The 17,467-nt window shown below is 59.8% G+C and carries 21 protein-coding genes; 9 read left to right on the plus strand and 12 right to left on the minus strand.

Annotated features, from left to right (window positions below; translation table 11 throughout):
* Nucleotides 1-162: 162 nt before the first annotated feature.
* On the minus strand, nucleotides 163-801 hold the full coding sequence (purN, locus tag L085_RS10465; protein WP_044030701.1) for a phosphoribosylglycinamide formyltransferase: 639 nt from the start codon (nucleotides 799-801) through the stop codon (nucleotides 163-165).
* Entirely contained in the window at nucleotides 801-1,838 is a 1,038-nt protein-coding gene (purM, locus tag L085_RS10470; RefSeq protein WP_044030702.1) for a phosphoribosylformylglycinamidine cyclo-ligase, read from the minus strand. Before purM ends, purN begins: the two co-directional genes overlap by 1 nt.
* A 255-nt stretch (nucleotides 1,839-2,093) precedes the next feature.
* On the opposite strand from purM, the gene upp reads away from it, so the two are divergent.
* Both upp and uraA read left to right on the plus strand, forming a co-directional pair.
* A complete protein-coding gene (upp, locus tag L085_RS10475; protein WP_004941642.1) occupies nucleotides 2,094-2,720 on the plus strand; it encodes a uracil phosphoribosyltransferase in 627 nt (208 codons plus the stop codon).
* 75 nt (nucleotides 2,721-2,795) lie between these two features.
* The gene (gene uraA, locus L085_RS10480; RefSeq protein WP_004941645.1) at nucleotides 2,796-4,085 is read left to right on the plus strand and encodes a uracil permease; all 1,290 of its coding nucleotides are present in this window, start codon (nucleotides 2,796-2,798) and stop codon (nucleotides 4,083-4,085) included.
* Between the two features lie 47 nt (nucleotides 4,086-4,132).
* Here uraA and L085_RS10485 read toward each other — a convergent pair whose 3' ends face one another.
* Nucleotides 4,133-4,381, minus strand: coding sequence for a GlsB/YeaQ/YmgE family stress response membrane protein (locus L085_RS10485; RefSeq protein ID WP_004941647.1), 249 nt, complete (start codon nucleotides 4,379-4,381; stop codon nucleotides 4,133-4,135).
* Between the two features lie 33 nt (nucleotides 4,382-4,414).
* Nucleotides 4,415-4,936, minus strand: a complete 522-nt coding sequence (locus L085_RS10490) for a hypothetical protein (RefSeq protein ID WP_015378718.1) — start codon at nucleotides 4,934-4,936, stop codon at nucleotides 4,415-4,417.
* A gap of 272 nt (nucleotides 4,937-5,208) precedes the next feature.
* Here L085_RS10490 and hda point away from each other — a divergent pair, with 272 nt between their 5' ends.
* Nucleotides 5,209-5,910, plus strand: a complete 702-nt coding sequence (gene hda / locus L085_RS10495) for a DnaA inactivator Hda (protein ID WP_025159568.1) — start codon at nucleotides 5,209-5,211, stop codon at nucleotides 5,908-5,910.
* A gap of 48 nt (nucleotides 5,911-5,958) precedes the next feature.
* Here hda and arsC read toward each other — a convergent pair whose 3' ends face one another.
* Nucleotides 5,959-6,312 carry an arsenate reductase (glutaredoxin) gene (arsC, locus tag L085_RS10500; RefSeq protein WP_044030703.1) on the minus strand — a complete coding sequence of 118 codons (354 nt, stop codon included), beginning with the start codon at nucleotides 6,310-6,312 and terminating at the stop codon, nucleotides 5,959-5,961.
* 20 nt (nucleotides 6,313-6,332) lie between these two features.
* Nucleotides 6,333-7,802 (minus strand): M48 family metallopeptidase, encoded by a 1,470-nt coding sequence (locus tag L085_RS10505; protein ID WP_044030704.1) that lies wholly within the window; start codon nucleotides 7,800-7,802, stop codon nucleotides 6,333-6,335.
* 340 nt (nucleotides 7,803-8,142) lie between these two features.
* On the opposite strand from L085_RS10505, the gene L085_RS10510 reads away from it, so the two are divergent.
* Together L085_RS10510 and L085_RS10515 are read left to right on the plus strand one after the other, a co-directional pair.
* A complete protein-coding gene (locus L085_RS10510; protein WP_044030705.1) occupies nucleotides 8,143-8,682 on the plus strand; it encodes an Rrf2 family transcriptional regulator in 540 nt (179 codons plus the stop codon).
* Nucleotides 8,683-8,842: 160 nt separating this feature from the next.
* A complete protein-coding gene (locus L085_RS10515) occupies nucleotides 8,843-10,051 on the plus strand; it encodes an FAD-dependent oxidoreductase (RefSeq protein ID WP_044030706.1) in 1,209 nt (402 codons plus the stop codon).
* 34 nt (nucleotides 10,052-10,085) lie between these two features.
* On the opposite strand, the gene L085_RS10520 is transcribed toward L085_RS10515, so the two are convergent.
* The gene (locus L085_RS10520; RefSeq protein WP_004941672.1) at nucleotides 10,086-10,547 is read right to left on the minus strand and encodes an Lrp/AsnC family transcriptional regulator; all 462 of its coding nucleotides are present in this window, start codon (nucleotides 10,545-10,547) and stop codon (nucleotides 10,086-10,088) included.
* A 194-nt stretch (nucleotides 10,548-10,741) separates the two neighbouring features.
* Here L085_RS10520 and L085_RS10525 point away from each other — a divergent pair, with 194 nt between their 5' ends.
* On the plus strand, nucleotides 10,742-11,365 hold the full coding sequence (locus L085_RS10525; protein ID WP_044030707.1) for a LysE family translocator: 624 nt from the start codon (nucleotides 10,742-10,744) through the stop codon (nucleotides 11,363-11,365).
* Nucleotides 11,366-11,367: 2 nt separating this feature from the next.
* Here the strand turns inward: L085_RS10525 and L085_RS10530 are convergent, their stop codons facing one another.
* On the minus strand, nucleotides 11,368-11,820 hold the full coding sequence (locus L085_RS10530; protein ID WP_021504392.1) for a GNAT family N-acetyltransferase: 453 nt from the start codon (nucleotides 11,818-11,820) through the stop codon (nucleotides 11,368-11,370).
* 43 nt (nucleotides 11,821-11,863) lie between these two features.
* Entirely contained in the window at nucleotides 11,864-12,466 is a 603-nt protein-coding gene (locus tag L085_RS10535; protein ID WP_044030708.1) for an XRE family transcriptional regulator, read from the minus strand.
* Between the two features lie 43 nt (nucleotides 12,467-12,509).
* Between L085_RS10535 and L085_RS10540 the strand changes: the two genes are divergently transcribed.
* A complete protein-coding gene (locus tag L085_RS10540) occupies nucleotides 12,510-13,202 on the plus strand; it encodes a B3/4 domain-containing protein (protein ID WP_044030709.1) in 693 nt (230 codons plus the stop codon).
* A gap of 6 nt (nucleotides 13,203-13,208) precedes the next feature.
* On the opposite strand, the gene L085_RS10545 is transcribed toward L085_RS10540, so the two are convergent.
* The gene (locus L085_RS10545) at nucleotides 13,209-13,424 is read right to left on the minus strand and encodes a hypothetical protein (protein WP_004941687.1); all 216 of its coding nucleotides are present in this window, start codon (nucleotides 13,422-13,424) and stop codon (nucleotides 13,209-13,211) included.
* A gap of 852 nt (nucleotides 13,425-14,276) precedes the next feature.
* Here L085_RS10545 and L085_RS10550 point away from each other — a divergent pair.
* Complete coding sequence (locus L085_RS10550) at nucleotides 14,277-15,353, plus strand: AI-2E family transporter (RefSeq protein WP_004941690.1); 1,077 nt, start codon at nucleotides 14,277-14,279, stop codon at nucleotides 15,351-15,353.
* Between the two features lie 44 nt (nucleotides 15,354-15,397).
* On the opposite strand, the gene bcp is transcribed toward L085_RS10550, so the two are convergent.
* Nucleotides 15,398-15,862 carry a thioredoxin-dependent thiol peroxidase gene (bcp, locus tag L085_RS10555; protein ID WP_015378709.1) on the minus strand — a complete coding sequence of 155 codons (465 nt, stop codon included), beginning with the start codon at nucleotides 15,860-15,862 and terminating at the stop codon, nucleotides 15,398-15,400.
* A 2-nt stretch (nucleotides 15,863-15,864) separates the two neighbouring features.
* A complete protein-coding gene (locus L085_RS10560) occupies nucleotides 15,865-16,434 on the minus strand; it encodes a glycine cleavage system transcriptional repressor (RefSeq protein WP_015378708.1) in 570 nt (189 codons plus the stop codon).
* A gap of 145 nt (nucleotides 16,435-16,579) precedes the next feature.
* Here L085_RS10560 and dapA point away from each other — a divergent pair, with 145 nt between their 5' ends.
* On the plus strand, nucleotides 16,580-17,461 hold the full coding sequence (gene dapA, locus L085_RS10565; RefSeq protein WP_004941701.1) for a 4-hydroxy-tetrahydrodipicolinate synthase: 882 nt from the start codon (nucleotides 16,580-16,582) through the stop codon (nucleotides 17,459-17,461).
* The last annotated feature ends 6 nt before the right edge of the window (nucleotides 17,462-17,467 follow it).

The following is a 17,467-nucleotide window of genomic DNA, read 5'->3' on the forward strand; positions in this document are numbered from 1 at the left end:
GCGGGGCATTGATGCGACATACTGGGACGCGCTCACGACGGGGTTGGCCCTAAAGCGGGCAGTTTGGCCACGGCGCAGCGAGCCTTTTGGAACCATCGCGGCGGGCAGCGAAAAAAACGGCGCCGCGTGGGCGCCGTTTAGGCAAGGTTCAGGCTGCGCGCATCAGTCGGCGGCGTGGCCCTGCACCGGCAGGCGTTCGCCGTCCAGCCAGGCGGCGCCGTCGCGCATCGCCAGGCGGCCGTCGACGAACCAGCTCACCACCAGTGGATAGATCGTGTGTTCCTGGGCTTGCACCCGTTCAACCACGTCATCCTCTTCATCGCCGGGGAAAATCGGCACCTTGGCCTGTAAAATCACCGGGCCGCCGTCGAGCTGTTCGGTCACGAAGTGCACCGAGGTGCCGTGTTCGCTGTCGCCGTTGTCGATGGCCTGACGATGTGTATGCAGCCCCGGGTATTTCGGCAGCAGGGAAGGGTGAATGTTCAGCATGCGGCCGGCATAACGCTGCACGAACTGCGGGCTGAGGATGCGCATGTAGCCGGCCAGCACCACCAGATCGGGCTGGTACTGGTCGATGGCGTCCGCCAACGCGGCGTCGAACGCCGTGCGATCGGCGTAGGCCTTGGCATCCAGCGCCTGGGCGGCGATGCCCGCCGCTTCGGCGCGCTGCAGGCCGTAAGCCTGCGCCTTGTTGCTGAATACCGCCACGATCTCGGCGGCGATGCGGCCCTGCTGGCAGGCGTCAATCAGGGCCTGGAGATTGCTCCCCTGGCCGGAGACCAACACCACGATCTTTTTCATCAGTTGATGACCACTTGTTGTTCGTCGGAAGAGGCAGTCAGTTTACCGATTTTCCACGCTTTTTCACCTGCCGCGGTCAGCAGCGCGATGGCCGCTTCCACTTCGGCTTTCGGCAGGGCGATGACCATGCCTACGCCGCAGTTGAAGGTGCGGTACATTTCATGACGGCTGACGTTACCGGCCTGCTGCAGCCAGGTGAACACCGCCGGCCACTGCCAGCTGGCTTCGTCGATCACCGCCTGCATGCCTTCCGGCAGCACGCGTGGAATATTTTCCCAGAAGCCGCCGCCGGTGAGGTGAGCGATGGCGTGGACGTCAACCTTCTCGATCAGCTCCAGCACGGACTTCACGTAAATTTTGGTCGGCGCCAGCAGGTGGTCGGCCAGCGACTTGCCTTCCAGCTGGGTGGCTGTCGGGTCGGTGCTGCTCACTTCCAGGATCTTGCGCACCAGCGAGTAGCCGTTGGAGTGCGGGCCGGAAGCGCCCAGGGCGATCAGCGCATCGCCTGACTGCACTTTGCTACCGTCGATGATCTCGGATTTTTCGACTACGCCGACGCAGAAACCGGCCACGTCGTAGTCTTCGCCGTGGTACATGCCCGGCATTTCAGCGGTTTCGCCGCCCACCAACGCACAGCCGGACTGCTTGCAGCCTTCGGCGATGCCGGTGATCACGCTGGCCGCGGTGTCCACATCCAGCTTGCCGGTGGCGTAGTAGTCGAGGAAGAACAGCGGCTCGGCGCCCTGAACCACCAGATCGTTGACGCACATCGCCACCAAATCGATGCCGATGGTGTCGTGGCGTTTCAGATCCATCGCCAGACGCAGCTTGGTGCCCACGCCGTCGGTACCGGAAACCAGCACCGGCTCGCGGTATTTCTGCGGCAACGCACACAGGGCGCCAAACCCGCCCAGACCGCCCATCACTTCCGGGCGACGGGTCTGTTTAACTACACCTTTGATGCGATCTACCAATGCGTTGCCTGCATCGATATCGACACCTGCGTCTTTATAGCTGAGAGAGGTTTTGTCGGTCACTGCGCGATTCCCCACGACGGTTTGCGGTTTGAAAACTGTGCTTCCGATGTTGATTCCGGAATAAGGCGCGGCAATTCTAACAGCGCAGGCAAACGTTTGCGAGCGGCTTGTGAACCGGCTCCGCTTTTTCGTCATCTATACTGATATTCAAACTTTTGTTGATCCCGATCGGGCTATTGTGGGTGGCGCGGCGAAAAAAAGGAGGTATAATCCCGCGATTTTTTTGGCCGCAACCACCTTAATAGGAGAAAAATGATGAAGATCGTTGAGGTGAAACACCCGCTGGTAAAACACAAGCTTGGCCTGATGCGCGAAAATGACATCAGCACCAAACGCTTCCGTGAGCTGGCCTCAGAAGTGGGTAGTTTACTGACCTATGAAGCGACCGCCGATCTGGAGACGGAAAAAGTCACCATCGAAGGCTGGTGCGGGCCAGTTGAAGTGGACCAGATCAAAGGGAAAAAGATTACCGTAGTACCAATCCTGCGTGCCGGTCTGGGCATGATGGAAGGGGTGCTGGAGCACGTGCCGAGCGCGCGCATCAGCGTGGTGGGCGTATACCGCGACGAAGAAACCCTGGAGCCGGTGCCGTATTTCCAGAAGCTGGTTTCCAACATCGAAGAGCGCATGGCGCTGGTCGTCGACCCGATGCTGGCCACCGGCGGTTCGATGATCGCCACTATCGATCTGCTGAAGAAAGCCGGCTGTCACAGCATCAAGGTGCTGGTTCTGGTCGCCGCGCCGGAAGGCATCGCCGCGCTGGAGAAAGCGCACCCGGACGTTGAACTGTACACCGCCTCCATCGATCAGTGTCTGAACGACAAGGGCTACATCGTGCCTGGCCTGGGCGATGCGGGCGACAAGATATTTGGTACCAAGTAAACATTTGAGCCGACTTAATGAGTCGGCTTTTTTTGACTAAAACCTATAAAACCAATAAACCGAGGAAAAACACACATGACCCGTCGCGCCATCGGCGTCAGCGAGCGCCCGCCGCTGCTCCAGACCATTCCGCTCAGCTTCCAGCACCTGTTCGCCATGTTCGGCGCCACCGTGCTGGTGCCTATCCTGTTCAAGATCAACCCGGCGACCGTGCTGTTGTTCAACGGCATTGGCACGCTGCTGTATCTGTTCATCTGTAAAGGCAAGATCCCGGCCTACCTCGGTTCCAGCTTCGCGTTTATCTCGCCGGTGCTATTGCTGTTGCCGCTCGGTTATGAAGTGGCGTTGGGCGGTTTCATCATGTGCGGCGTACTCTTCTGTCTGGTGGCGCTGATCGTGAAAAAGGCCGGCACCGGCTGGCTGGACGTGATGTTCCCGCCGGCGGCGATGGGGGCGATCGTCGCCGTCATTGGCCTGGAGTTGGCGGGCGTGGCGGCCAATATGGCGGGGCTGCTGCCGGCGGAAGGCGCCAGCGCCGACTCGACCACCATCACCATTTCGCTGGTGACGCTGGCGGTCACGGTGCTCGGTTCAGTGCTGTTCCGCGGCTTCCTGGCGATTATCCCGATCCTGATCGGCGTGCTGGTGGGCTATGCGCTGTCGTTCTTCATGGGCGTGGTGGATTTGACCCCGATCCGCGAGGCGCACTGGTTCGCGCTGCCGACTTTTTACACCCCGCGCTTTGAGTGGTTCGCCATCTTCACCATTCTGCCGGCGGCGCTGGTGGTGATCGCCGAGCACGTCGGCCACCTGGTGGTGACCGCCAACATCGTGAAAAAAGACCTGATCCGCGATCCGGGCCTGCACCGCTCGATGTTCGCCAACGGCATCTCGACGGTATTCTCCGGCTTCTTCGGCTCCACGCCGAACACCACCTACGGCGAGAACATCGGCGTGATGGCCATCACCAAGGTCTACAGCACCTGGGTGATCGGCGGCGCGGCGGTGCTGGCGATCCTGTTGTCCTGCATCGGCAAGCTGGCGGCGGCGATCCAGGCGGTGCCGGTGCCGGTGATGGGCGGCGTTTCCCTGCTGCTGTACGGCGTGATCGGCGCCTCGGGCATTCGCGTGTTGATCGAGTCCAAAGTGGATTACAACAAAGCGCAAAACCTGATTTTAACCTCGGTGATCCTGATTATCGGCGTGAGCGGCGCCAAGGTGCACATCGGCGCGGCGGAGCTGAAAGGCATGGCGCTGGCGACCATCGTCGGCATTGGCTTGAGCCTGCTGTTCAAGGTCATCAGCCTGTTCCGCAAGGAAGAAGAGGTGCTCGACGCGCCGGACGAACCGGCAGAGCAGAAGTAACGAAAAGGGCAGCCCAGGGGCTGCCCTTTTGACTGATGGCATTCGCCTCAGCTGCGAATTTTGCGGTACACGAACAGCACCACGATGGCGCCGATAACCGCCACCACGAAGCTGCCGAAGTTGAAGCCGTCAACCTTGCCGTAGCCGAAGAAGGTGCTGATATAGCCGCCGACCACGGCGCCGACGATCCCCAGCACGACGGTCAGAATAAAGCCGCCGCCGTCTTTGCCGGGCATGATCCACTTAGCCAAAATACCGGCGATCAGGCCGAAGATAATCCAGGAAATAATCCCCATTTACTGCTCCTTTCTTTTGTGGCTGAGAATAGCTTACTGCTGGGTGGCTGGCTGAGTCTGAGTATTGCCGTTCACCGCCGCATCGGTCTCTTGTTTCAACTCTTGCGCTTTGTTTTCGGCGCTGTTCTTGATGGCTTCGGTCTTGGCCTTGGCCTGCTCGGTCAAATCGTTGGCGCCGTTGATGGCGTCGTTCTTGATGGCCTTGGCCTGATCCACCAACTGCTGGCTCTGCTTGCCGGCGTCATCTTTGATCGCGGCGGCCTTGGCCTTGGCGTCGTTGGTGATGGCGTCCGCCTGCTTGGCTGCGTCTTCTTTAATCGCCGAAGCTTTGTCCTTCAGCTGGTCAGCCTGCGTGGCGGCCTCTTTTTTGATTTCATCCGCCGTCGCTTTCGCCTTGTCCGTCAGATCGTCCGCTTTTTTCTGGGCGGCGTCTTTCATCTGCTCGGCGCTGTCTTTGGCTTTATCCAGGTTGGCGTCAACCTTGGACGAGTCATCACAGCCGGCAACCAACAACCCGATAAAGGAGGCCAACAGCACTTTATTCCATACTTTCATCGTCTATATCCTTGCAGAAACCTTGTTGATGGTGATTGCGTTTAGCCTACCTATACTAGGCCAGATTTGGCTTAAATGACAAATTTAACCTGCGCAGGCATGGGGTTAGGGAATGATATCGGATAATTCTTGCCTTGGCGGGAGCCGCAGCCAATCAAGCGGCGCTTAGGCATTGTTCACTATTGCGGCATAAGATCCTGCCGGTTCAACAGCGCCCGTTTTCTGTGTTAAACTGCCCACGTTTTTCTGCCAGTTTTGGTTGAGGTGCTTCTCTGAATACGCCGGCACAGCTTTCACTGCCACTTTATCTTCCCGATGATGAAACTTTCGCCAGTTTTTATCCGGGCGAGAACCCATCCCTATTAGCCGCGATCCAATCCGCCGTCCGTCAGGAACATGGCAGCTATATCTATTTCTGGTCGCGTGAAGGCGGCGGGCGCAGCCATTTGCTGCATGCGGCCTGCGCCGAGCTTTCGCAGAAGGGGGAAGCGGTGGGCTATGTGCCGCTCGACAAGCGCGCTTACTTCGTGCCTGAAGTATTGGACGGCATGGAACAGCTGGCGCTGGTCTGCATCGACAATATCGAATGCATCGCCGGCGACGAAGAGTGGGAGATGGCGATCTTCAACCTTTACAACCGCATCCTGGAAACCGGCCGCACCCGTTTGTTCATCACCGGGGATCGCCCGCCGCGTCAGCTGAACCTGCGTTTACCGGATCTGGCTTCGCGTCTGGACTGGGGGCAGATCTACAAGCTGCAGCCGCTGTCGGACGAAGAGAAGCTGCTGGCGCTGCAGCTGCGCGGCAAACTGCGCGGCTTCGAACTGCCGGAAGACGTGGGCCGCTTCCTGCTGAAGCGGCTGGATCGCGAGATGCGCACGCTGTTTATGACCCTCGATCAGCTCGATCGCGCCTCGATCACTGCCCAACGCAAGCTGACCATTCCGTTCGTTAAAGAGATCCTGGGGCTGTAGCCGCTACCGTAAAAGAAAGGGCGCAATAGTCCGCGCCCGAATTCGAATTTACAAAATCTCCAGCACCTGCTCCGGCGGCCGGCCGATGCGCGCCTTGCTGCCTTTCACCACGATCGGTCGTTCGATCAGTTTCGGGTTCGCCGTCATCGCCGCCAGCAGTTGCTCTTCGCTCAGGCTGTTGTCCGCCAGCTTCAATTCCTTGTACAGATCTTCTTTTTTGCGCATCAGATCGCGCGCCGATGTGAAGCCCAGTTCTTTCAATAGTTTTTTCAGCTCATCGACCGTAGGGGGCGTATCGAGGTACAGCACTACCTTGGGATCGACACCGTGCTGCTCCAGCAGCGCTAGGGTTTCACGGCTCTTGGAGCAGCGCGGGTTATGGTAAATCGTGACGTTTTTCATGGCGTTCATTCCTTGTTGAATCAGCTGCGCTGGTATTGGCGGAAGCGCTGTTGCAGTTGGCGCAGCTGGTCGATGCGCGCATCGTAGCGCGCCTGTTTCAGGCTGCCGAGTTTCTGCAGCGAGCTGGCATTGCTGAGCAGGCCGATGGCCTGATCGAGCCGGCCGGTCAGCGCCAGGCTTTCGGCGCGGGCCGACAGCTCTTCATCGCGCAGCCCCTGAGCGGCGCTGGCCTGCGCCAGCAGATCCCAGCCGTTCGGATCGTCCGGATGGGCAAAGGTGTAGCGGTTCAGGATCTTCGACGCCTGCGCCGGCTGGTTGCCTTCGACATAGGCGTTGGCCAGATTGAGCTGCAGCACCGGGTTGTTGTTCTGGGCGGCGTTGGCCGCCTGCAGGCGGGCGATGGCCTGCGGCGCGCGTTTCTGACCGAGATCGATGTCGGTCATCAGGTCGATCAGCCAGACGTTTTTCGCATCCTGCGCCAGCATCGGCTGAATGATGTTGCGCGCGTCGTCGTATTTTTTCGCTTCATAGAACAGAATGGCGCGGCCGTATTTGGCGGCCGCCTGTTCGCGCACGTTGCCCTTGCTGAGTGAGCCGAGCAGCTCTTCGTTCAGGCCGTAGCCTTCCGAGCTGTACATGCCCAGGGCGCGCACCTTGGCCATCAGGTAGTCCTGCGAAGACTGCACGATGTGTTTCGGCATCTGGTTGGCGCGGTTGCGCGCGTCGGAGAGGCGGCTGTCCGGCAACGGGTGCGTCAGCAGCATTTCCGGCGGCTTGGAGGCGTAGCGCGACTGATCCGAGAGTTTCTGCAGGAAGTCGGGCATGGCTTCCGGATCGAAACCGGCGCGCTGCAGCACCTGAATGCCGATGCGGTCGGCTTCCTGTTCGTTCGATTGGGTAAAGCTGATCATGCCTTGCTGGGTGCCGGCCATGGTGCCGCTCAGCGCCGCCATGCCCATGGTCGGGTTGGCCATCGCCAGCAGAATGGAACCGAGTGCGCCCACCCAGGTCAGCGGGGCGTTGCGCTGCTGATCTTCCATTGCGCGCGCCAGGTGGCGCTGGGTGACGTGCGAGATTTCATGCGCCAGCACCGAGGCCAGCTGGCTTTCGTTGTCGCTGACGCGGAACAGGGCGGAATGCAGCACCACGTTGCCGCCGAAGAAGGCGAAGGCGTTGATTTCGTCGTTGCGCACCAGATAGAAATGGAACGGCGTGCGCACCGAATAGGCGCTGGCCACCAGCCGGTTGCCCAGTTGGTTGATGTATTGACTTAGCAGCGGATCGTTGATCAGCGGGGCGCTGGCGCGCAGTTGGCGCACGTAGAAGTCGCCCATCGCCAGCTCTTGTCCGATGCTCAGGGTGCCGCCGGCGGAGGTGCCCATATCCGGCAACTGGTCCTGGCTTTCCGCCTGTGCTGGCGCCAGGGCGGTGGCGTTCAACGTGCCGAGCAACAGCACCGCTAACGCGGCTTTGGTCAACCGGTTGGTCATAGTCAGGCGTTTCCCTTAAATAATCATTTCTAAGACGTCAGCAGCAGACAAGAGTTCTTTATTCCCACGGCGCGATCCGCGTGAAAGTGCGGCGGATCACAAACCGCCGCGACGGCAATCATCACATCATAGTCAGCGGCAGGCGACAAGGAAACGTTAGCCGGGGGCGAATCGGGCAAAAAAGTTTTATTTTTCATTTCGAAGGGCGTTTTCTCCGTCGGTAGCGAGACGGAACTTCGATAAAACACGGATAAAGTTAGTCTGTGTTTTATTGACAAGATAAACGCAGACTCATATAGTCTGCGTTATTGAAGATTTACTGACGGTCAAAAACGGACATATGGCGTACATCACAACCAGCGTTGAATATGGCATCCACTGCCTGCTGTGGCTGGTCGGCGATAACCAGCGCGCGCTCAGCAGCCGCGAACTCGCCGAGCTGCAAGGGATCTCCCCCAGCTTTCTGGCCAAGATTTTCCCCAAGCTGGAAAAGGCGGGCATCGTCGCCGCCAGTGAAGGGGTGCGCGGCGGTTACCGGCTGGCCCGTCCGGCGAAAGAGATCAGCTTTCTGGAGATTATCGACGCCATCGAGGGGCACAAACCGCTGTTCGATTGCCAGGAGGTGCGCGGGCGCTGTGCGGTGTTCGATGATTCCCCGCCGGATTGGGCGGTCTCCGGCAAATGCGCTATCCATGCGGTGATGCTGCAGGCGGAGAAGGCGATGCGCGATGCGCTGGCGGCGCAGACCCTCGGCGACGTCGCTGCCCGTTTTGGCCGCAAGGCGCCACAGGGCTTCTTCGGCGAGGTCAACATCTGGCTCGACGAGCGCATGACGGAACGCACCGCGCGCAGCGGCAAAACGGCTCGCGCCAAGGCCTAAACTCCGCCTTTCCTTAAAACAAAACACACTTTTTCCCGCCTCTTCGGAAGGGGCGGGCGGTCCTTCTGCACCCTGCTACGGGAGCGGAACGGCGCCGTTCATCCGAAAAAACTGCGGGCAGCCTCGTCGCCCGGTCAACCCTGTATGAAGGAGTCATCCCATGACGCAGAAAATAGTGATTGCCGGTTCCGGTTTTGCCGGTTTTTGGGCCGCCGTGTCCGCCATGCGCGCCATTACCCTTGCCGGTAAGCATGACGACATCGAGGTGCTGATGGTTTCGCCGACGCCAACGGTCACCATCCGGCCACGCCTGTATGAAGCGGTGCTGGAAAACATGAATCCCGACATTTCCGCGCAGCTCACCGCCGTCGGTGTGCGGCACCTGGCCGGGACGGTGGAACGCATCGATGCCGCCGCCAAAACGCTCAGGGTGGCACCGGCGGCGGGGGAACCCCTTGAGTTGGCCTACGATCGTTTGGTGTGGGCCACCGGCAGTCGGCTTTCCGTGCCTGCGGTGCCGGGCTTTGCCGAATACGGTTTCAATGTCGATACGCTGGAAAGCGCACAGCGCTTGGGCGCTCATATCAAAGCGCTGGCGGCCAAACCGTCAACGCCGGCGCGCAACACCGCCGTGGTGGTGGGAGCGGGGCTGACCGGGCTGGAGAGCGCCGCGGAGATGCCGCAGCGGCTGCGCGATGCGCTGGGGCAAAACGAGAATGTGCGTGTGGTGATCGTCGATAGCGCCCCGGAAGTGGGCGCCGGAATGGGCGCGGAGCCGGGGGCGGTAATTCGCCAGGCGCTGGCGGAGTGCGGCGTGGAAGCGCGAGCCGGCCTGCGCGTCTCGGCTATCGACGCCGAGGGGGTGATGCTGTCGAACGGTGAACGCATCGCCGCCAACACGGTGATCCTGGCGGCAGGCGTGCGTGCGCATCCGCTGACCGAGCAGATCCCCGGCGAGCGCGACGCCAATGGCCGGGTGATCGGCGACGCCTTCCTGCGCGCGCCGGCGGCGGCGGGCATTTTCGTGACCGGCGATACGGTGAAAGCGGCGACCGACGATCTCGGTAACCACAATCTGATGACCTGCCAGCATGCGATGAGCCTTGGCCGCGTCGCCGGTCACAATGCGGCGGCGGAGCTGGTGGGGTTACCGACGCACCCGTACAGCCAGCCGAAGTATGTGACCTGTCTGGATCTGGGCCCCTGGGGCGCGCTGTATACCGAAGGCTGGCAGCGCCAGGTGCGCTTTACCCGTCAGGAAGGCAAAAAGATTAAACAGGAGATTAACACGCAGTGGATTTACCCACCGGCAGCGGACCGCGAGGCGTTGTTCTCCGTCGCCAATCCGGATTTCGTGATTGTGCCTTAAAAAGATAAAAACGGGAGCGGCAACGCTCCCGTCGTCATTTCCCCAGCGGCAGGAACGAGCGTTCCGGCACCACGGTTTTCATCACCAGAGTGGAGCTCAGGCGCTGCACGCCCGGCAGGGCGGAGAGCTTCTCGTCGTAAAGCTGCTGAAAGGCGGGCAGATCGCGGGCGATAACGTGCAGAAGATAGTCGGGATCGCCAAACAGCCGCTGCGCTTGCACCACCTGCGGAATGTCCACCATGGCGTTTTCGAAGGTTTCGACGGCGCGGCGATCGCCTTCGCGCATGGTGACGAACACCAGGGCGGAAAAGTTATAGCCCAGGCTGCCGGGATCGAGCTGGGCGCGGTAACCCCTGATCACTCCAGACTCCTCTAATGCCCGCACCCGGCGGTGGCAGGGGGATACGCTCAAACCGATCCGCTCGGCCAACTCGGTCACCGACAAACGGCCGTCAGCCTGCAGTTCAGCAAGAATCTTGCGATCAATCTTGTCCATTTGGAAAAATTTCCCCGTTTATGCCGATTTCAGGCAAGTAATTGAAAGCACATTTTAACGCCTTGAGGATATTCTTGCCATCTGTTGAACGGTTTTGACGGCCGCCGCGGCAGGCGGAGGCCGTTCTTCTTCCACGAGGAAAGCGCAATGGTTCTCTGTTCGGTGTGGCGCGGTGCGTTTGAGAGGGCGCCGGCATGACGCTCGCTCTGTTCGCCGCGTTTTGGGCGGTGTCGATTTTGTTGGTGATCACGCCGGGTATGGATTGGGCCTATGTGATCTCGGCGGGCATTCGCGGCCGGGTGGTAGTGCCCGCCGTCGCCGGTTTGCTGTTTGGCCATTTGTTGATGATTGCGATCGTGGTGGCGGGCGTCGGCGCGCTGCTGGTCGGCAACCCGCTGGCGCTGACGGCGCTCACCCTGTTGGGGGCGGCTTACCTCTTGTGGATCGGTTTCAACATGCTGTTGCACCCGCCGGTGCCCGGCGCCGGTGAAGATCAGCGTTCCGATTCCTGGCTGCGCTGGGCCGGCAAAGGCGTGTGCGTCAGCGGGCTGAACCCCAAGGTGTTTCTGCTGTTTCTGGCGCTGCTGCCACAATTTACCGACGCCCGAGCTGAATGGTCGGTGCCGATGCAGATGCTGGCGTTGGGCGTCGTGCATTTGATCAGCTGCGGCCTGGTGTATCTGCTGGTGGGGTTTGGTTCGCAGTCGGTGCTGCGCACGCGTCCTCAGGCCGCAAAGGTGGTGGGGCGCATCTCCGGCGCGGCGATGATCGTCATCGCCCTCGGGCTGCTGGCCGAGCAGGCGCTGAAGCTGAAATAGCATTACCGTCGGTAGATGTCCGGCCGGGCGATCTGCCAGACAAAGTCGGGGCGGTTGATGGCCGAATAGCCCACTTTCTCATAGAGCCAGGGGGCGGTGCTGGTGACCAGCATGACTCGCCTCAGCGTCGCCATCAGCGGATGGGCCTGGCAACATTCCGCCAGCCACAGGCCCAGCCCGCTTTTTTGGAATGTTTCCAGCACGTACACGTCGCACAGATAGCCGAAAGTGGCGTAATCGGTGACCAGCCGGGCGAAACCGATCTGCCTGGCGCCGTGATACAAACCGAAACACAAGCTGTGGGCGAGGGACTGGCGAACGGTTTCTCTATCGATTCCTTCCGCCCATGACGAACGGGTCAGAAAAGCGTGGATGGCATCGAGATCCAGCAGGGCGGGATCGGTGCTGACGAGATAGTCCGCACGCTGCCACTCCAGTGGGGCAGGGGTTGTCATGATGGCTCTTCTCCTGTGCAAGCGTTCAGGTCAGGGTCGCCGTTCAGGCGTGCAGCTCGGCGACCGTCATGGTGAAAATCAGCGTGTCTTCGCCTTCGTTGGCGTACCGATGTGGGCCGTCCGTTTTGGCGACCGCCGAACAGCCCGGCGCAATCATGAGCTCGGTCTGTTCGACGGCAAGGCTCAAGACGCCTCGCTCAACGTGCAGCAGCTCGAAGGTGCCCGTCGGGTGGCCGCCCGATGTATAGGCTTCCCCCGGCGCCATTTCCCACCGCCACAGTTCTATCATGTTCGGGCCTTGGGTGCCCGCGAGCAAACGTGCCGAGCCGCCGCGATCGCCATGCCACAGCGTGGGAATATCTTGGCTTTCAATCAGGTAGGCGGCGGGCGCGCGGGTGACGTTGACGATGTCCGCCACCGACAGGCCCAGCGCCGCCGCGAGCTTGCACAGGATGGCGATGCTGGGATTGGCGGTGCCTTTCTCGATCTCCACCAGCATGCCTTTGCTGACGCCCGCCCGGCGCGACAGTTCATCCAGCGATAGCTTTTGGCTTTTTCTCTGTTGCTTGATGCGGTGCGACACCGCTTCGCTGACGGTTTGCACGTCGGCGCCGAACTCGGTCGGTCTGTTGACTTTTGCGTTCATCGGTCAATATTATGCAATAAAATAGTCAATATAGGATTATTCAATGATTTTAGTCGATCCGTCAATCGATCCGGCCGTCGCTGCGCTGGCACCCGGTTTCCGGGCGTTAAGCATTACCGCGGTTGCGGCTCCCATAGCCCATCCGAACGTAGGGGCATTGGCGTTGACGCAAGCCTGTCGCGCTCTCGCCGAGGAAGACGCCCCCTGGGCAGAGGCGCATCTCACGGCCTGGCGCGAGGTTTTCATGCAGTTTGGCGCCAAACCCAAGCGTACGCCCTGTTCCGCCGACGCCCTGCGCAAGCGCGCGTTGCGCGACGGCACGATACCCAGCATCGATCCGGTAGTCGATCTCTACAACGCCGTCAGCATTCGTTATGCGGTGCCGGTGGGGGGCGAGAATATCGCGGCCTATGTCGGCGAGCCGCGGCTGATTATCGCGGATGGCAGCGAACTGTTTGATACCGTCAAGGAGGGGGCGGTGATCCATGAATCGCCGGAGGCGGGTGAAGTGGTTTGGCGCGACGATCGCGGCGTGACCTGCCGCCGCTGGAATTGGCGCCAGGGGGTCAGAACCCGGTTGAGCGCCGAGGCCGAGCGGATGTGGTTCATCCTGGAGAGCCTGCCGGCGATGCCGTTGGCGGCGCTGCACGAGGCGGGCGACGAATTGATTGCCGGTTTACGGCAAATGATGCCCGGCGTCACGGTAGAGCAACGGCTCATCGGCCGCGCCTCGTAACAGGCGTCAGCACTGGCGGCGAACCAAACCGGTGATCAAATCCAGCGCGTCGTCCGCCGCCGCGATTTCGCTTTCGCTGAGCGCCTGCCGTTCGATGAAGCTCTCGATGGCTTCCAGCAGGGAGAAGATGCTGATTTCATCTCCTATCTTGACGACTTCGCAAACGCCACGCCCGATCGCCAGACAGATGGCTTCATCAAATTCACACGGTTTGCTGTTCATTTTTCCCCCTACGGCATTTGGGATTATATCGGCCATGCTACCGGTTTTTTCCCGGTGGCTGTCTGACGAAAATCCCATTTTTTCGTTGATGCTGACGGGCGCGCGATCGCGGGCATTGGCGAAATTCTGATTTCCTCACCGTGGCCAAATTTCCCTTGTGACCACCGTGCCGGCGCGGTATTGTCGCCAAATGACGACAATACCGCCTCATTGTCCGCATAAAAAATTCATGACGTTATCATCCCTTCATCCCGCTGCCGTGCGGGATTTTTTTATGAGGTTTATCCCAAAGTGCGGATAACCTCGACGCGATCGCTTGCCATGTTCTGGGAATAATCCTAGCTTGAAATAGTCATTTAGGGTTAGCAATCCCTCATGACCTCCTTGTAACACTTGATGCACCAGAACGTTTTCTCCCCCGCTTAGGCGGGGGTTTTTAATGACGTGCATCGGAAAAGGCCGTGAACGTAGAACCGACAGAGTTCGTGACGATAACCAGTTTAAGCATCAGGGGACGGGACAATGAAAAATGATCTGGCGGCGGCGATCGCGATTGGCTGTGTGTTGTTGTTCGCATTGGCGGTCGGTTCGCCCCTTTCTGTCGCTACTTCGCTGTAATCTTCCGCGGCCCCGTTCGGGGCCGCTCATCGAGCCAGTCGCCGCGTCTGCGGATTTTTGCGTCGATCGTCTGCCCGCGCGATAAAATCAGCCAGATCGCTGTTGATGTATGGCGAACTTTGAGTACTCTGAGTGCTTTGCACATCCCGCGTGCGCCCGTTCTATCTATGCTTTAATCAGGCCCATCACAGGAATCGCCATGCCCGCCCGCCAAATCTCAAGGAGCCCGCTCTGATGCTGGAGATGTTATTACAGTGGTACCGCCGCCGCTTCACCGATCCTCAGGCCATCGCGCTGCTGGTGATCCTGGTTGCCGGGTTCCTTATTCTCTATTTTTTGCACGGCATTCTGACCCCGTTGCTGGTTGCCATCGTGCTGGCGTATCTGCTCGAGTGGCCGACCGCGCGCCTGCAGCGCATCGGCTGTTCGCGCACCTGGGCGGCGAGCATCATGCTGCTGGTGTTCGCGGGCGTCGCCATGCTGCTGGTGTTCGTCGTCGCGCCGACCGCCTGGCAGCAGGGCATCAATCTGATGAGCGATCTGCCGGGCATGCTCAATCAGTTCTATAACTTCGCCGCGACGCTGCCGAAGCGTTATCCGGCGCTGGTGGATGCCGGCATCATCGACATGATGGCGGAAAACCTGCGCAGCCGGTTGTCCGGCATGGGCGAATCGGTGGTGAAATTCTCGCTGGCGTCGCTGGTCGGCCTGCTGACGTTGGCTATCTATCTGATCCTGGTGCCGATGATGATGTTCTTCCTGCTGAAGGACAAAGAACAGCTGCTGAACGCGGTGCGCCGCGTGCTGCCGCGCAATCGCGGCCTGGCGGGGCAGGTCTGGAACGAGATGAATCAGCAGATCACCAACTACATTCGCGGCAAAGTGCTGGAGATGGTGATTGTCGGCGTGGCGACTTACCTGGTGTTCGCTGTGCTGGACATGCGCTACTCGCTGCTGCTGGCGGTGCTGGTGGGGTTCTCGGTGCTGATCCCCTACATCGGCGCGGTGCTGGTCACCATACCGGTGGTGGTGGTGGCGCTGTTCCAGTGGGGCGTCGGCGCCGATTTCTGGACGCTGATCGTCGCCTACCTGGTGGTGCAGGGGCTGGACGGCAACCTGTTGGTGCCCATTTTGTTCTCCGAAGCGGTCAACCTGCATCCGCTGGTGATTATCCTGTCGGTGATCGTGTTCGGCGGGATGTGGGGCTTTTGGGGCGTGTTTTTCGCCATACCGCTGGCGACGCTGGTGAAGGCGGTGATCCATGCCTGGCCGGATGAACTGCGGGTCGAGGTGGAAGACAAGGCCGACTGACAGGGAAGAAACGAAGCGCAGCAGGCCGCTGCGCTTCGTGAGAATTACTGCTGCAGGTAGTTCAGAACGATGTCGTGGTGATTGGTGGTTTTGAAATCATCAAACACTTTTTCAATCTTGCCGTTGGCATCGATCAGGAAGCTGATGCGGTGAATGCCGTCGTAGGTCTTGCCCATGAAGGTTTTCTCGCCCCACACGCCAAACTGTTGTGACACCTGATGATCTTCATCAGACAACAGCGTGAAGTTGAGCAGCTCCTTTTCGGCGAAGCGCGACAGTTTTTCCGGTTTGTCGGTGCTGATGCCCAGCACTTCGACGCCGACCTTTTTTAATTCGTCCATGTTGTCCCGCAGGCCGCAGGCTTGCACGGTGCAGCCCGGCGTCATCGCCTTCGGATAGAAATAGACCAATACTCGCTGTCCCTGGAAGTCGGCCAAATTAATTTCCTCACCGTCCTGGTCAGGCAAACTAAATTTCGGCGCTGTGTCACCGGCTTTCAATGGGCTCATCACTACTCTCCATCTTTCTCGTCATGCTGTGGATAGTTCACCACGCTAATACTGCCTTGCGCGTTCAATTCTGTACATAGGCGATGGAAGGCTTGCTCAATATTTGAGGCGTCCCGATCGCCGGAGCTGTGGGCGGTAATTTGGATATACAGCTGCGGCGGCAGGTCGCCGTCCGCCGGCTGCGTGCGCGAGACCAGTTCGGCGATATTCATCTGGCTGGAGTCGAACAAATCGGTAAAGCGTTCGATGATGTGCGGCGAGTCCTTCACTTCCACCTGCACCCACACCGTGGCCGGCATCGGCGGCCTTTCGTGCGAGTTTGTGCGCTTCATCACGATCAGCAGATCCAGCTCCGCGCCTTTTTGCGGCAGGGTGGATTCGATCAGGGTGATGGCGTTCCAACTGCCGGACAGCAGCATGATGAACGTGAACTCCTCTCCCAGCATGGCCAGACGGCTATCTTCGATATTGCATCCGCAACTGCTGACGTGGCGGGTGATGGTATTGACGATTCCGGGGCGGTCGGCGCCGAGCGCGGTAATCACGAGATAGTGTTCGTCTGACTGAGGCAAAATAGCGCTTCCTGTCGTGCTTAATGGGGTTACCATGGTAAACATAAAAAAACCGCCTGCCAAGCGCTTACAACGCGGTTGTGCGCTTGCTTTTGGATAGGCAGCAAAAGTACCATGAGTGACTTGTTTGTGGAGGGGACGGCCAATGTTTACGGGAAGTATTGTTGCACTGGTTACGCCGATGGACGACAAAGGTGCTGTCGATCGCGCGAGCCTGAAAAAATTGATCGATTATCATGTAGCCAGTGGCACCGCGGCGATCGTTTCCGTAGGGACCACCGGCGAGTCCGCAACGCTTGCCCATGACGAGCACGTTGACGTGGTGCTGCAGACGCTGGAGCTGGCCGACGGCCGCATTCCGGTGATCGCCGGCACCGGCGCCAACGCTACCGCCGAAGCCATCGCGCTCACCACCCGCTTCGCCAACACCGGCGTGGTGGGTTGTTTGACGGTGACGCCGTACTACAATAAGCCGACGCAGGAAGGGCTGTATCAGCACTTCAAGGCGATCGCCGAGAGCACCGAGCTGCCGCAGATCCTGTATAACGTGCCTTCGCGCACCGGCTGCGACATGCTGCCGCCGACCATCGCTCGGCTGGCGAAAATCAAGAATATTGTTGCTGTAAAAGAAGCGACGGGGAACTTAAGTCGCGTTAGTCAGATCCAAGTGCTGGTTGACGATGAAGACTTCATTTTGCTGAGCGGCGACGACGCCAGCGGGCTGGACTTCATGCAACTGGGCGGCAAAGGGGTGATTTCCGTGACGGCCAACGTGGCTGCGCGCGAGATGGCGGAACTTTGCGCGCTGGCGGCGCAGGGCAAATTTGCCGAAGCGCGCCGCTTAAATCAGCGCTTGATGCCGTTGCATCAGGATCTATTTGTAGAAGCAAACCCAATTCCGGTGAAGTGGGCCTGTAAGGCGTTGGGATTGATGGCAACCGATACGCTGCGTCTGCCGATGACGCCGTTGAGCGAAGCCGCCCGCCCGGTGGTGGAGCGCGCGCTGAAAAGCGTCGGCTTGCTGTAACTCTAA

Origin of the sequence: Serratia sp. FS14 (assembly GCF_000695995.1) — a bacterium.
In the GTDB taxonomy this organism is placed as follows: Bacteria; Pseudomonadota; Gammaproteobacteria; order Enterobacterales; family Enterobacteriaceae; genus Serratia; species Serratia nematodiphila.

Coding starts and splice junctions, on each gene's coding strand:
- L085_RS10510 (WP_044030705.1), top strand. CDS start 8,143: ATGGCGTACATCACAACCAGCGTTGAATATGGCATCCACTGCCTGCTG.
- L085_RS10520 (WP_004941672.1), bottom strand. CDS start 10,547: ATGGACAAGATTGATCGCAAGATTCTTGCTGAACTGCAGGCTGACGGC.
- purN (WP_044030701.1), bottom strand. CDS start 801: ATGAAAAAGATCGTGGTGTTGGTCTCCGGCCAGGGGAGCAATCTCCAG.
- L085_RS10550 (WP_004941690.1), top strand. CDS start 14,277: ATGCTGGAGATGTTATTACAGTGGTACCGCCGCCGCTTCACCGATCCT.
- L085_RS10485 (WP_004941647.1), bottom strand. CDS start 4,381: ATGGGGATTATTTCCTGGATTATCTTCGGCCTGATCGCCGGTATTTTG.
- bcp (WP_015378709.1), bottom strand. CDS start 15,862: ATGAGCCCATTGAAAGCCGGTGACACAGCGCCGAAATTTAGTTTGCCT.
- dapA (WP_004941701.1), top strand. CDS start 16,580: ATGTTTACGGGAAGTATTGTTGCACTGGTTACGCCGATGGACGACAAA.
- L085_RS10540 (WP_044030709.1), top strand. CDS start 12,510: ATGATTTTAGTCGATCCGTCAATCGATCCGGCCGTCGCTGCGCTGGCA.
- L085_RS10535 (WP_044030708.1), bottom strand. CDS start 12,466: ATGAACGCAAAAGTCAACAGACCGACCGAGTTCGGCGCCGACGTGCAA.
- arsC (WP_044030703.1), bottom strand. CDS start 6,312: ATGAAAAACGTCACGATTTACCATAACCCGCGCTGCTCCAAGAGCCGT.
- L085_RS10505 (WP_044030704.1), bottom strand. CDS start 7,802: ATGACCAACCGGTTGACCAAAGCCGCGTTAGCGGTGCTGTTGCTCGGC.
- L085_RS10515 (WP_044030706.1), top strand. CDS start 8,843: ATGACGCAGAAAATAGTGATTGCCGGTTCCGGTTTTGCCGGTTTTTGG.
- L085_RS10545 (WP_004941687.1), bottom strand. CDS start 13,424: ATGAACAGCAAACCGTGTGAATTTGATGAAGCCATCTGTCTGGCGATC.
- L085_RS10525 (WP_044030707.1), top strand. CDS start 10,742: ATGACGCTCGCTCTGTTCGCCGCGTTTTGGGCGGTGTCGATTTTGTTG.
- upp (WP_004941642.1), top strand. CDS start 2,094: ATGAAGATCGTTGAGGTGAAACACCCGCTGGTAAAACACAAGCTTGGC.
- uraA (WP_004941645.1), top strand. CDS start 2,796: ATGACCCGTCGCGCCATCGGCGTCAGCGAGCGCCCGCCGCTGCTCCAG.
- L085_RS10490 (WP_015378718.1), bottom strand. CDS start 4,936: ATGAAAGTATGGAATAAAGTGCTGTTGGCCTCCTTTATCGGGTTGTTG.
- L085_RS10530 (WP_021504392.1), bottom strand. CDS start 11,820: ATGACAACCCCTGCCCCACTGGAGTGGCAGCGTGCGGACTATCTCGTC.